At 55.5% G+C, this 13,841-nt stretch carries 11 protein-coding genes; 3 read left to right on the forward strand and 8 right to left on the reverse strand.

Annotation, left to right across the window (positions count from 1 at the left end; translation table 11 throughout):
* Positions 1-4 precede the first annotated feature (4 nt).
* Positions 5-838, forward strand: a complete 834-nt coding sequence (gene rsmA / locus Abci_RS00205) for a 16S rRNA (adenine(1518)-N(6)/adenine(1519)-N(6))-dimethyltransferase RsmA (protein WP_048837133.1) — start codon at positions 5-7, stop codon at positions 836-838.
* Between the two features lie 134 nt (positions 839-972).
* Here rsmA and Abci_RS00210 read toward each other — a convergent pair whose 3' ends face one another.
* The 8 genes from Abci_RS00210 to Abci_RS00245 form a co-directional block, all read right to left on the reverse strand.
* Complete coding sequence (locus Abci_RS00210) at positions 973-2,190, reverse strand: SAM-dependent methyltransferase (protein WP_048837134.1); 1,218 nt, start codon at positions 2,188-2,190, stop codon at positions 973-975.
* 110 nt (positions 2,191-2,300) lie between these two features.
* Positions 2,301-2,900 (reverse strand): 50S ribosomal protein L9, encoded by a 600-nt coding sequence (gene rplI, locus Abci_RS00215; RefSeq protein ID WP_048837135.1) that lies wholly within the window; start codon positions 2,898-2,900, stop codon positions 2,301-2,303.
* Between the two features lie 11 nt (positions 2,901-2,911).
* Positions 2,912-3,187, reverse strand: coding sequence for a 30S ribosomal protein S18 (gene rpsR, locus Abci_RS00220; RefSeq protein ID WP_048837136.1), 276 nt, complete (start codon positions 3,185-3,187; stop codon positions 2,912-2,914).
* Positions 3,188-3,193: 6 nt separating this feature from the next.
* On the reverse strand, positions 3,194-3,667 hold the full coding sequence (rpsF, locus tag Abci_RS00225) for a 30S ribosomal protein S6 (RefSeq protein ID WP_048837137.1): 474 nt from the start codon (positions 3,665-3,667) through the stop codon (positions 3,194-3,196).
* Positions 3,668-3,821: 154 nt separating this feature from the next.
* Entirely contained in the window at positions 3,822-4,403 is a 582-nt protein-coding gene (locus Abci_RS00230; protein ID WP_048837138.1) for a GNAT family N-acetyltransferase, read from the reverse strand.
* Positions 4,393-6,363: an RNA polymerase sigma factor RpoD gene (rpoD, locus tag Abci_RS00235; RefSeq protein ID WP_048837139.1), complete on the reverse strand. Its 1,971-nt coding sequence runs from the start codon at positions 6,361-6,363 to the stop codon at positions 4,393-4,395. Before rpoD ends, Abci_RS00230 begins: the two co-directional genes overlap by 11 nt.
* A gap of 150 nt (positions 6,364-6,513) precedes the next feature.
* Positions 6,514-8,343, reverse strand: a complete 1,830-nt coding sequence (gene dnaG / locus Abci_RS00240; RefSeq protein WP_048837140.1) for a DNA primase — start codon at positions 8,341-8,343, stop codon at positions 6,514-6,516.
* Positions 8,344-8,394: 51 nt separating this feature from the next.
* On the reverse strand, positions 8,395-8,850 hold the full coding sequence (locus Abci_RS00245; RefSeq protein ID WP_048837141.1) for a GatB/YqeY domain-containing protein: 456 nt from the start codon (positions 8,848-8,850) through the stop codon (positions 8,395-8,397).
* 180 nt (positions 8,851-9,030) lie between these two features.
* Between Abci_RS00245 and carA the strand changes: the two genes are divergently transcribed.
* Entirely contained in the window at positions 9,031-10,440 is a 1,410-nt protein-coding gene (gene carA, locus Abci_RS00250; protein WP_048837142.1) for a glutamine-hydrolyzing carbamoyl-phosphate synthase small subunit, read from the forward strand.
* A 104-nt stretch (positions 10,441-10,544) separates the two neighbouring features.
* Complete coding sequence (carB, locus tag Abci_RS00255; RefSeq protein WP_048837143.1) at positions 10,545-13,799, forward strand: carbamoyl-phosphate synthase large subunit; 3,255 nt, start codon at positions 10,545-10,547, stop codon at positions 13,797-13,799.
* Positions 13,800-13,841 lie beyond the last annotated feature (42 nt).

Raw genomic sequence — 13,841 nt, forward strand, 5'->3', positions numbered from 1 at the left:
GGTTCTGCTTCCCCAACTTGAAAGTCTGAGCGCGGTTATCAGCCGCCATGGCCTTGATGCACGCAAAGCTCTTGGCCAGCATTTCTTGCTGGATCCGGACATTACCGCGCGCATTGCTGCTCTGGCAGGCTCCTTGGTTGGCCGCCATGTTATCGAGGTCGGGCCAGGTCCCGGAGGTCTTACCCGCGCCCTGCTTGCAACACCCGCCGAGAGCGTGACAGCAGTTGAACTTGATTCCCGTGCGGTAGCGGTCATCAGCGAACTGGCAACAGTATTCCCCAACCGCCTGACTGTGGTTGAGGCCGATGCGCTCAAACAGGATCTGACACAGCTTTGCCCGGCACCCCGGCATATTGTTGCCAACCTGCCCTACAACGTCGCCACGCCTATGCTTATTGGCTGGTTACGGCAGGGACTAGCATGGGAACGTCTGACCTTGATGTTCCAGCTTGAGGTCGCTGAACGCATCTGTGCTGCTCCCGGCAGCGACCATTACGGCCGTCTGGGTGTTCTGGCACAGTGGTGTGCGCAATGCGCTATTGTCATGAAACTGCCTCCTGGCGCGTTCTCTCCTCCGCCAGCAGTGTGGTCTGCGGTAGCCAGCATCATCCCCCATGCAGAACAACCTGAACCTGCGCTTTTTAAAGCCATGGAACGGGTTACGGCAGCCGCATTTGGCCAACGGCGCAAAATGCTACGCGGCTCATTAAAAAGCCTGAACGGGGAAGTCTTGCTGGCAGAAACAGGAATAGATGGTGCACGCCGCGCCGAAACCCTGACAATTGCCGAATTTGACCTTTTGGCAAAAGCGCATCTGTCTCTTTGTCGCAAAAACTGACCGAGCGCGGCTCTTTTTACAGCCACAAATTTAAGACTAATTTAGGCCGCTCCATGCTCTGCCTTTACACCACCCCCCTTACTAAGTGGCGATCCGTGTAAAGGCAGAAAAATACAAAAATCTAGATCTAGTTTTTAAAGAGCTGCTGCATTTTCTGCTTCGGCCATGTAGTCACGCGTCAACGGGACTGCCTCTATGGCTGGCGAAAGCTGAATTTGAAAATTCATGTGCCCTTGCACACGGAATGAAAGTTCTGCTGCATCCAGATAAAATTCGAACATCCGCGCAAAACGCTCATCATATAACGCAACAGCTTTAGCCCGATTAGCAGCAAACCGTTCCCGCCAGATGGCTATCGTTTTAGCGTAATGCAGACGCAGAATTTCGCAATCTGTGACCCATAGGCCTGATTTTTCTGTCGCGGCAAAAACTTCGCTTAAGGCTGGAGAATAGCCGCCTGGGAAAATATATTTGTTGATCCACGGGTTGGTCGTGCCGGGGCCATCCATACGGCCAATCGAATGCACCAAAGCAACGCCATCTTGCACCAGACTTTTTTTGATAATATCAAAAAACTGCTGATAGTGCCTTACACCGACATGCTCGAACATACCGACAGAGACAATACGGTCAAACCGTCTCTGAAGGTTGCGGTAATCCAGCATTTCAAAGCGCACACGCCCCTCCAGCCCTTCATCACGCGCACGCTGGCGGGCAACGCTCAACTGTTCTTCTGACAGGGTAATGCCTGTAACAATGGCACCGTAATCCCGTGCCAGCGTCAGGGCCATGCCACCCCAGCCGCACCCAATGTCCAACACTTCCAGCCCCGGACGATTGAGCAGAAGCTTTGACGCTATATGATGTTTTTTAGCACTTTGTGCTTCATCCAGCGTTTCCTGCCCCGTGCGAAAATAGGCGCAGGAATATTGCCGGTCCTTATCCAGGAAAAGCTCATACAGCCGACTATCAAGGTCATAATGGTGCGCAACATTCTGGCGCGAACGCTGGATGGGATTAAACTGAATCCAACTTCTGCACGCAAACCGGAAACCCGCCGCTATCTGCTCCGGCAAATGGCCGGGTGACATGGCATTCAGCATCAGAAGGTCAAGAAGCTGATAGAGCGTACACCCTACGGGAGCAATGCTCCCATTCATGTAACCTTCCCCAAAGGCCAAACCGGGGTTAAGGGCCAAACTGCGTTCAGCAGCGGAATCACGCAGTACCATCCCCGCTTCGGGGCCTGTATTGCGTCCGATATAAACGGTTTTATCACCTTCCGGCCAGGTAACGTGCAAACGTCCTGATGAAATAAAATGGCGTAAAATCTGGTCCAGCAGTCGTTTCATCTGTCTTGGCTCCATTGTGCCCATCTGTATGGCGCACACAATAAGCCAAAAAAAAGAGCCCGGAAAATACTTCCGGGCTCTTTTTCAGTCAGATGTAGAAAAAACCACTATCAGGCGACAGTGTTTTCTTCTTCAGCAACTGTGGTGTCAGCGTCTTCAGCAACGATTTCGCCTTCAATGAGGGCTTCATCGCCAGCCAGTTCAGCTTCTTCTTCCACACTGGTTGCTTCGCCACGTGCCTGACGTTCAGCTTCTTCAGCAGAACGAGCAACGTTGACGATAACCGGCACAACAACTTCCGGGTGCAGAGCAACCTTAACTTCATACAGACCAAGAGACTTGATCGGATGAGCAAGGGAAACCTGCTGACGGGAGATGGTGAAGCCAGCTTCTGTCACAGCCTGAGACACGTCACGTGGAGACACGGAGCCATACAGGCTGCCGCTGTCACCAGCCTGACGGATCAGGATAACAGCCAGACCATCCATACGTTCGGACAGGCGTTCTGCCTCTTCACGACGTTTGATGTTCTGTGCTTCCAGCTGAGCGCGTTCACGGTCGAAGCGTGAACGGTTGGCTTCGTTTGCACGAATAGCCTTGCCCTGCGGCAGCAGATAGTTACGGGCATAACCCGGACGAACCTTCACCACATCGCCCATCTGTCCCAGATGGTCAACGCGCTGAAGCAGGATCACTTCTGTAGCAGCCATGATCGTCTCCCTCAGCTCATAACGTAGGGAAGCAGAGCAAGGAAGCGAGCACGCTTGATAGCCTGTGCCAGCTCACGCTGCTTCTTTGCGGATACCGCCGTAATACGGCTAGGCACGATCTTGCCACGTTCGGACAGGAAACGGCTCAGCAGACGTACATCCTTGTAGTCGATCTTCGGAGCGTTAGCACCGGAGAACGGGCAGGATTTACGACGACGGTAGAACGGACGACGAGCGCCGACGGCCGGACGACGAGCGGCGGGATTGATTTCCATCGTGTCAGACATTCTGGATTATTCCCCTTCGTCAGCAGCGTCAGCTGCTTTTTCATCACGAGCGCGGTATTCTTCACGATCTTCGGAAGAACGACGACCACGACCGCTTTCAAAGCGCCCTGCGGTTTTCGGACCACGGAAGTTGCCACCACGTTCACCACGATCTTCGCCCTTGCGGGACAGAACAGGTGATGGAGCTTCGTCAATTTCGTCAACACGCAGTGTCAGCTGACGCAGGATGTCTTCGTTAAGAGACAGCTGGCGTTCAACTTCTTTAAGCGTTTCAGACTTCGTATCCAGACCGAGCAGCACATAATGGCCTTTACGGTTCTTTTTGATACGGTAAGCCAGCGTACGCAGACCCCAGTATTCGCGCTTCTGGACGCTACCACCGTCTGCTTCGATCTGAGCAACAACACCATCAATGATGGCGTCAACCTGCTGCTGAGAGATGTCATTCCGCGCAATAAGCACGGTTTCATAAAGCGGCATAATGTCTCCCTTCGGATAAGGTCAACCCGACTGCGCCGAACCCTTCCGGCTAACAGCGCCCCTTGAAGAGGCCACGGGTATAGCCGGAGCGATGCCACGCATCCGGCAGGGAAGATGGCGTGTCTTTCACACTTCCCAATAAAAGGCAAGCTATTCAGGCCAAAAAACGTTCCGGAATAGACAAACCAAGCCTCTGCGGAACGTCCCACACTTCCTCAACCTCTTTCACCGTGACAAAACCAGCCTGTTGGTAAAAGGGCAAAGCGCGGGGATGATCTGCCGTACAGGTGTTTACCCGCAAGGTAGTCGGCCGATAAGACCACGCCAGACGCACCACGGCGTCCAGAAAGGCACGGCCTATTCCCTTCCCCACCGCTTCAGGAAAAAGCCCGAAATAGGAAAGGTTGATGTCTTGTGGGGCTGTCAGGTCAAACTCGAAAAACCCGTAAGGGGTTTCATCCTGCATGAGCAGGCCGATCTGAACTGCCGGATTATGTAATATGCCTGCCAGAATAGCATCCGTACTGGCCTGACGCATCCACCAGCAATATGCCCGCCCGACATGATCCTGAAGGTAACGATAATACGTAACCGATGGCTTAATAAGCCTCAGGCTCCAGCCATCCGGCAAGAGCACTGGCGAACCTTCGGGGGGCGCTGCCATTTGCATGAAGGTGACACACACCTTCATGCGGGTTGTTGGCTCAAGTGGCCTTATGGTTATCTCAGTTGTCATCCAGGAAAGAGCGCAGCTTACGGCTCCGGCTTGGGTGCTTGAGTTTACGCAGGGCCTTGGCTTCAATCTGACGAATACGCTCACGCGTCACGTTAAACTGCTGCCCAACTTCTTCCAGCGTATGGTCCGTATTCATGCCTATGCCAAAGCGCATACGCAGCACACGTTCTTCACGCGGGGTAAGAGAGGCCAGAACACGGGTTGTTGCTTCACGCAGGTTGGTCTGGATCGCCGCATCCAATGGAATAACAGCCGTTTTATCCTCAATGAAGTCACCCAGATGGCTGTCTTCCTCATCGCCAATCGGCGTTTCAAGAGAAATCGGCTCTTTGGCGATCTTCAGAACCTTGCGCACTTTTTCCAGCGGCATTCCCAGCTTTTCAGCCAGTTCTTCCGGCGCGGGTTCACGACCAATCTCATGCAACATCTGGCGGGATGTCCGCACCAGCTTGTTGATGGTTTCAATCATGTGCACAGGAATACGAATGGTACGGGCCTGATCCGCAATGGAGCGGGTAATGGCCTGACGTATCCACCACGTAGCGTAGGTCGAGAATTTATACCCACGCCGATATTCAAATTTATCCACCGCCTTCATCAGGCCGATATTGCCTTCCTGAATCAGGTCAAGGAACTGAAGCCCACGGTTGGTATATTTTTTGGCAATAGAGATAACCAGCCGCAGGTTGGCCTCAATCATCTCCTTCTTCGCGCGGGCGGAATCGCGCTCACCACGGGCAACGGTCGCGTAAACGCGGCGGAATTCACCAATGGGCAGGCCAGTTTCCTGAGCCAGTTCCGCAACCTGGTTCCGGAGGTCCACAACCGTGTCACTATGTTTGGCGACAAAGTTTTTCCATGACTTGCCCGGCAGACCGGAGATCATTTCCATCCAGGTGGGGTCAAGTTCACGGCCACGATATTTCAGCAGGAAGTCTTCGCGGGAGACGCGGCAGCTTTCTGCCAGACGCAGCATCCGCCCTTCCAGCACGTTCAGGCTACGGAACATTTCCTTCAACTGCATGACCAGATCTTCAATCCGGTTGCTATGCAGGTGGATCTGCTCAACCTTGCCCACTAGTTCATCGCGCAGAGCGGCGTAATCAGCTTCGGACTGATCCAGCACTTCTTCGCCAGCAGTCAGCGCTTCAATACGCAGAACCTGTACCTTGCGCAGTTTCTCGTACAGCGGACCGATATCGTCAAAATGCGCCAGAATTTCGGGCTTCAGCTTTTCTTCCAAAGCGGAGAGGGACAGACCACTGCCTTCACCTTCTGCCTCGCCTTCGCCTTCGTTTTCGGCATCAGGCTCTTCAGCTTCTTCATTCTCGTCGCCGTCAAAACCAGACTCGGCTTCTTCCGGCGGGTTGCCACCAGCCTGCATGGCTTCAAGGTCAACAATGTCACGCAGCAGCATCTCGCTGTTACGGATCATTTCATGCCAGGAGATGATGGCGCGGAACGTCAGGGGGCTTTCGCACAGCCCACCAATCATTTCATCGCGGCCAGCCTCAATACGCTTGGCAATGGCAATTTCGCCTTCACGGGAGAGCAGCTCAACGGTGCCCATCTCGCGCAGGTACATCCGCACGGGGTCGTCCGTACGGCCAAGGTTTTCCGTGTTGACGTTACCGGCAGGGCTTTCGGAAGATTCGGAATCTTCTTCCGCTTCTTCATCATCCTCGGCTTTTTCGCCTTTGGTCCCTTCGGAGTCGTCACTCTCCTCGTTCTCAACAACCTGAATGCCCATCTCTGAGAGCATGGCCATAATGTCTTCTATCTGCTCAGAAGACATTTTGTCCTGAGGGAGAACAGCATTCAACTCATCGAACGTGATACAGCCGCGCTCACGCCCCTTTGCGATCAGTTTTTTGACCGCCCCGGACTGCGTGTCGAGCGTGGTGGTGTCACCATCCTGCTCTGCTTGCGCTACGTTACCTGATGCTGTTTTAGTTGCCATACCAGACCTGCTCCCTCCCCGCCCACATCCTGAAAAGAATGCAGAACGACCAGTTCACCATACATACTGTTCAGTTTTCCAAGGGCGGGCAGGACGTGGGGTATCCAGCCGCGGAAGTCAAGAGGAACACCGCCTGAACGTCGTTATTCCTTACGCCTCAAACTCTTCCATTTCGCCACGTTTGAGGCGTGCTAACGCCTCCAGACGGGGCTGCAATCGCCTCCATTCTGCCAAATCTCCCCCCTCCACCGTAAAGCGAGCCACTTCCTGCTCAACCTCTTGCTGGAATTGAGAAAAATTTAGCAAACCGTAGAAATGCCACCACTGTGTTCTGATGGCAACAGCCAGAGAAGTATCTTTTTCCTCCAGAGCGAGCGGCAGCCCGCCACCCGTCAGAACCGCCTGCACAACCTCTTCTTCATCCTGCCCTTCGAGGCTGCTCAACAGCGCATCCCCCGTTTCCGGCAACATGCCCTCTGCTGAAAGATCAAGCAACAGGTCCCTTACCTCAGCAAAAGCCGGTGGTAAGGCCAGACGGCAGAGAGCATCCTCCACTTCCGGCACCACTTCCGGGTAGCGCAACAGGAGTGCCAGCAGGATACGTTGCCGCTCCTCCATGGCGTTAAGAGCCACAGGCCCACTATCCCGCACCACGGAGCGCGCTGGTGCAAGCGCACCGCCTTTTGCACCGCTTTTTTTCCGCCGGAATGTCTCAAAGAACCGATCAAGCAGGGTCGAGCGATATTCTGAGGCCAAAGCCTTATCGGGAATAAGCCCGGCAACCTCCACCAACTTATGGCGCAGGGCTGCACGTTCTTCTGGTCCGGGGTTACTCACGCCCACTGTCAACAGATCGAACAGCATCTCAGACAACGGGCTGGCGGTCGCAAACATCTCCCCTACAACTTGCGCGCCTTTTGAGCGCACCAGACTATCTGGGTCTTCACCTTCAGGTAACAAACATAGTCTTAGGGAGTGGTCCGCCTTGACCAGCGGCAAGGCAACCTCCGCCGCCCGCGCAGCGGCACGCCTCCCTGCTGTATCCCCGTCAAAACACAGGATGGGAGCGCGATCGACCTGCCACAGCACCTCAAGCTGCTCTGGCGTCAAGGCTGTACCAAGCGCTGCTACAGCGCCGCGAAAACCAGCCTGATGAAGGGCAATGACGTCCATGTAGCCCTCCACCACAATCAGGTCTGTTGGAGAAACACCTTTCGGGCGCGGCGCCCTGACCGCAGCCCGCGCCTTATCCAGCCCAAAAAGCAGACGGCGCTTGGAAAACAGCGAGGTTTCAGGCCCGTTCAGGTACTTTGGTTGCCCATCTCCCAAAATACGACCGCCAAAGGAAACAAGTCGCCCCTTCCGGTCCCGGATGGGAAACGTCACACGCCCCCAGAAAAGTTCCCCCTTGGGCCGCCCCTCTTCATCAATGCGCATCAGGCCAGCTTCGGCCATCATCTGGGGGGTAATGCCTTTAGGGGCCAAGGCTTCCGTCAGGGCACCACGCCCATCAGCCGCCCACCCCAATCCGAATTCCTCAATGGTCTGACGTGTCAGGCCACGCCGTGTCAGATACTCCAGTCCAGCTTTCCCGGCAGGAGAATAGAGCGCCTGAGACCAAATTTGCTGCGTGTGCTCAAGCACATCTTCCAAAGACTGGCTGTGCGCCACCTCTTCGCGTGTGCGCCGCGTGTCCTTGGGCACTTCCATACCTGCGGAGCCAGCCAATTCCTCCACGGCTTCCGGAAAGCTTTTTCCTTCCATCTGCATGACAAACGAAATGACATCGCCATGCACCCCACAGCCAAAGCAATGGAAGTGATCATCGTAAACGTAAAAAGAAGGCGTTTTTTCCCCGTGGAATGGGCAGCACCCCTTCCAGTTCCGCCCTGAGCGCGCCAACTTGACACGCCGCCCGATGACGGACGCCAGCGGGGTGCGTGCGCGCAGCTCATCCAGAAAACCCGGCTCTATCGCCATAAATACTCCAGCCGTCTATCCTGTTTACGCACACTCACCCGCTTACGCTGCTTAGCTTAACTGCGCTTTCACAAGCCCATTGGCACGCCCCATATCCAGCGCGGCACCGAATTTGGCTTTTAACACAGCCATAACCTTGCCCATTTCCTTCATGCTGGTTGCTCCGGCTTCAGCAATCGCGTCTTTCACGGCGGCATCCAGAGCGGCCTCGTCCATTTCCGGCGGCAGGTAGCTGCGAATAATCTCTATTTCGCTTTCTTCTTTTTCTGCCAGTTCCGGACGCCCTGCATCACGGTACATAGTGGCAGACTCGGTACGGGACTTCACCATCCCGCGCAGGGCGGAAATCGCTTCATTCTCATCCAGGCCTTCACCACCCTTGGCACGGGCAGCAATTTCCACATCTTTCATTTTTGCCGTGATCATGCGGATAGTGCCTACACGCCCGCTTTCTCCGGCCTTCATTGCCGCCTTAAGGTCTGTCATCAGGCGTTCGCGTAAAGACATGATCACTCCTACTTCCGTTTTTTAAATTAGGCTCCACATAGCCTCTTGCAGAGCATGTTTCTCAGTAGTGGGAAAAAATTTCCCACAAACCACCCTCCCCCTTTGCGTTCAGTGGGAAATTTCTTCCCACCGCCACAGCAAACTGGTAAAGGACAGACTACGGGAGGAACAACATACCCTATGCCTATGTCAATCGACACCATAATCGCCCGCCTTGGCGGACCGGATGCAACAGCCCGCCTGACGGGCGTTGGAACAGAAGCTATCCGCAAATGGCGGCAGGCACAGGCTATTCCCTCCCGCCATTGGCCGGTCATTGCGCAGGCAACTGGCCTGTCTCTGGCAGAATTACAGCCCGCACACGCAGCTAACACAGCCTCTCCAGCCCCAACACAGGGCAGCAGCACAACAGGATCATCCATGCCCCACGCCCGCCCGGATGGCGCAACAGCCGCCCTTGTTCTTGCAGACGGAACCGTTCTTTGGGGCAAAGGCTTTGGTGCTTTTACCAAACAGCCAGCCTTGGCCGAGATCTGCTTTTCCACCGGCATGACAGGTTATCAGGAAACCCTGACAGACCCGTCCTTCGCCGGACAGATCATTACCTTCACCTTCCCGCATATCGGCAATGTCGGCACGAACGATGCTGATAATGAGGCCACCAAGGTCTGTGCCCATGGGCTGGTTGTGAAGGAAGATGTGACGGAACAGGCCAACTGGCGCGCAACCGACAGCCTGCAAAACTGGCTGAAAGAGCGCAATGTGCCGGGCATTGCCGGGGTGGACACCCGCTCCCTCACGCTGAAAATTCGGGACAAAGGCGCACAGACCGCTGCTCTGTATTACCCGGAAGATGGCCGGTTTGACTTCCCCAGCATACTCGCTGCCGCTCAGGCCTGGCCTGGGCTTGAAGGTATGGACCTTGCAAAAGAAGTCACATGTGCAGCGCCCTACACATGGTCCGACAGCGTTTGGGAATGGCCTAATGGCACCCGCACGGTTGAAGGCAAACGGCGCAAGGTTGTGGCTGTAGACTACGGTGCAAAACGCAACATCCTGCGTTGCCTTGTTGCCGCCGGGTGCGATGTCACTGTAGTGCCAGCCACCACCACCGCGCAGGAAATTCTGGACCTGAAGCCTGAAGGGGTTTTCCTGTCCAACGGTCCGGGTGACCCTGCCGCAACAGCAACCTATGCTGTCCCTGCCATTAAAGGTGTTTTGGACGCTGGCATTCCGCTGTTTGGCATCTGCCTTGGCCACCAGCTGCTGGCACAAGCTCTGGGCGGCACAACATACAAGCTGACGCGCGGCCACCGTGGCGCTAACCAGCCGGTGAAAAATCTCCTCACTGGCCGCGTTGAGATCACCAGCCAGAACCATGGCTTTGCCGTTGATGCAGATAGCCTGCCATCTGATGCGCATGTTACGCATGTCAGCCTGTTTGATGGCTCCAATGAAGGTCTGGCATCTGACCGCTACACGGCTTTTTCCGTCCAGTATCACCCGGAAGCCAGCCCCGGCCCCTCTGACAGTTTTTACCTGTTCGAGCAGTTTGTGGCGCTGATTGATGCTCATGCCAGCAAAAACTAACCAGCCCCGGCCTGCCATGCCTCACCGCATGGTGGAAGCCCGTATTCGCCCTCATTTTTGCTTATCCAGCCCCGTGTGGGCTGCCTGTCAGGACTGAACGTACCATGCCCAAACGGACAGATATTCGCTCCATCCTCATTATTGGCGCTGGTCCCATTGTGATCGGACAGGCGTGTGAGTTCGACTATTCCGGCGCACAAGCCTGTAAGGCGCTGCGTGAGGAAGGGTACCGGGTTATTCTGGTCAACTCCAACCCCGCCACCATCATGACCGACCCCGGTCTGGCCGATGCCACTTATGTGGAGCCTATTACGCCGGAATGTGTTGAGCGCATTATCCTGAAGGAAAAGCCCGACGCCGTTCTGCCAACAATGGGTGGCCAGACAGCACTGAACACAGCCATGGCCCTGGACGCTTCAGGCTTCCTGAAAAAACACGGTGTGGAACTGATTGGCGCCAATGCGGAAGTCATTGACCGCGCTGAAGACCGCCAGAAATTCCGTGAAGCCATGGATGCCATTGGCATTGAAAGCCCACGCAGCCTAATTGCGCACACCATGGCAGAAGCCAATGAAGCGCTGAAGGAAATTGGCTTCCCCACCATTATCCGCCCGTCTTTCACCATGGGCGGTTCTGGCGGCGGTATTGCTTACAACCGTGAAGAGTTTGAGCAGATCGTCGCATCAGGGCTTGATGCCTCCCCCACCACAGAAGTGTTGATTGAAGAATCCGTTCTGGGCTGGAAAGAGTACGAAATGGAAGTTGTGCGCGACAAAGCGGACAACTGCATTATCGTCTGTTCCATTGAAAATATTGACCCCATGGGCATCCACACGGGTGACTCCATTACCGTTGCCCCTGCCCTGACGCTGACGGATAAAGAATACCAGCGTATGCGGGATGCCTCTCTGGCCTGCCTGCGCGCCATCGGGGTGGAAACCGGCGGGTCCAACGTGCAGTTTGGGGTCAACCCGGCAGACGGCCGCATGGTGGTTATTGAAATGAACCCCCGTGTTTCCCGCTCGTCCGCTCTTGCCTCCAAGGCAACAGGTTTCCCCATTGCCAAAATTGCCGCCAAGCTGGCCGTTGGCTACACGCTGGATGAGCTGAAAAACGACATCACCACAACAACCCCGGCATCCTTTGAGCCGACGATTGATTATGTGGTTGTAAAAATCCCGCGCTTTACGTTCGAAAAATTCCCCGGTGCGCCAGCTCTGCTCTCCACGTCCATGAAGTCTGTTGGGGAAGCTATGGCCATTGGTCGCTCTTTCCCTGAAGCCTTGCAGAAAGGCCTGCGCTCCATGGAAACCGGCTTGCATGGTCTGGACCCCGTGGAAATTCCTGGGGACGGTGGAGAAGATGCCTTCCGTGCAGCCCTCTCCCAGCCACGGCCAGAGCGCATCCTCATGGCGGCACAGGCCTTACGTGCCGGTTTGTCTGTTGAAGACATTCATGAAGCCTGCCGTTTTGAACCATGGTTCCTGCGTGAGCTTGAAAAGCTGGTTCAGGCAGAACGTCAGGTTGAAAACCACGGCCTGCCGCGCGATGCACAAAGCCTGCGCCGCCTGAAGGCCCTCGGATTCTCTGATGTGCAACTGGCTCGGCTGTCCGGCCTACAGGCTGAAGAAGTTGCTAAGCTACGCACGGATGCAGGCGTTACTCCGGTTTACAAGCGCATCGATACCTGCGCTGGTGAATTCGCATCCAGCACGCCTTACATGTATTCCTCTTATGAAGGCATGTTTGCGCCGCCTGTCTGTGAATCTGACCCGACCGACCGTGAAAAAATCGTTATTCTTGGCGGCGGCCCTAACCGTATCGGGCAGGGCATTGAGTTCGATTACTGCTGTGTGCACGCGGCCTACGCCCTGCGTGAAGCCGGGTTTGAGACCATTATGGTCAACTGTAACCCGGAAACCGTTTCAACGGATTACGACACATCGGACCGTCTGTATTTCGAGCCTCTGACAGCGGAAGACGTCATTGCACTGATCCGGTGTGAGCAGCAGAAAGGCAAAATCAAAGGCTGTATTGTTCAGTATGGTGGGCAAACCCCGCTCAAACTGTCCCATGCGCTGGAAAAAGCAGGTATTCCGCTGCTGGGCACGCCGGCAGATGCCATTGATCGCGCTGAAGACCGTGAGCGCTTTCAGGCCATGCTCCACAAGCTGGGCCTACGGCAGCCAGCAAACGGCATTGCCCGTAACCCGCAGGAAGCGGAAGAGATTGCCGAACGCATTGGCTACCCCGTGGTGGTACGCCCATCCTACGTTCTGGGTGGTCGCGCCATGGAAATTGTCTATGATCGGCAGGCCCTTCAGCGCTATATGCGCGTTGCTCTGCAACTGGCCGGAGCAGATATTGCCAACGGCCCTGTGCTGATTGACCATTACCTGAACGATGCCATTGAAGCCGACGTTGACTGCATTTCTGACGGAACGGAAGTGTATGTTGCCGGTGTGATGGAGCACATTGAAGAAGCAGGCATTCACTCTGGTGACAGCGCCTGCGCCCTGCCGCCTTACACGCTCTCCCCTGCAATCGTAACGGAACTAAAGGCACAAACCGAAGCCATGGCCCGTGAGCTGGGCATTGTCGGTCTGATGAATGTTCAGTACGCCATCAAGGATCAAGATATCTTTGTGCTGGAGGTCAATCCCCGCGCCTCTCGTACTGTGCCGTTTGTGGCGAAAGCCACTGGGGTGCCGGTTGCCAAGATTGGTGCCCGCGTTATGGCTGGCGATAAACTGACCAGCTTTAATCTTGATGACCGCGCAGTGACCCCGCATGTGGCGGTCAAGGAAGCCGTGTTCCCCTTCAACCGCTTTGCGGAAGTGGACACCATCCTTGGTCCGGAAATGCGCTCCACCGGTGAAGTCATGGGGCTGGATACGTCTTTTGAGCGGGCTTTTGCCAAATCCCAGCTTGGTGCGGGTGTTCGCCTACCAACGGAAGGCACAGTGTTCCTGTCCGTGCGGGATAATGACAAGGTGCATCTGCCTGCTCTGGGGCGTCAGCTTGCCCGCATGGGGCTGAAAATCCTGGCAACGCGCGGCACTGCCAAGCAACTGCGCGAAGCAGGCATTGATGTAACCGTCGTCAATAAGGTGCTGGAAGGCCGCCCACACTGCGTGGATGCCATCCGCTCAGGTGAAGTCCAGATGGTTATTAACACGGCACGCGGCGCCCAGTCCGTTGCAGACAGCTTTGACATCCGCCGTTCTGCTCTGGTTTTGGGCATTCCACACTATACAACGGTTGCAGGCGCACGGGCTGCAATCCATGCAATTGCGGCCATGCGGGAAGGACCGCTTGATGTTGCGCCACTTCAGTCATACTTTAGTGGGACATTCTAAGCAGACCGGGCGGGGTTAACCCCCTCGCCCATTCTGTTGCGG

The organism is Acetobacter cibinongensis, assembly GCF_000963925.1.
In the GTDB taxonomy this organism is placed as follows: domain Bacteria; phylum Pseudomonadota; class Alphaproteobacteria; order Acetobacterales; family Acetobacteraceae; genus Acetobacter; species Acetobacter cibinongensis.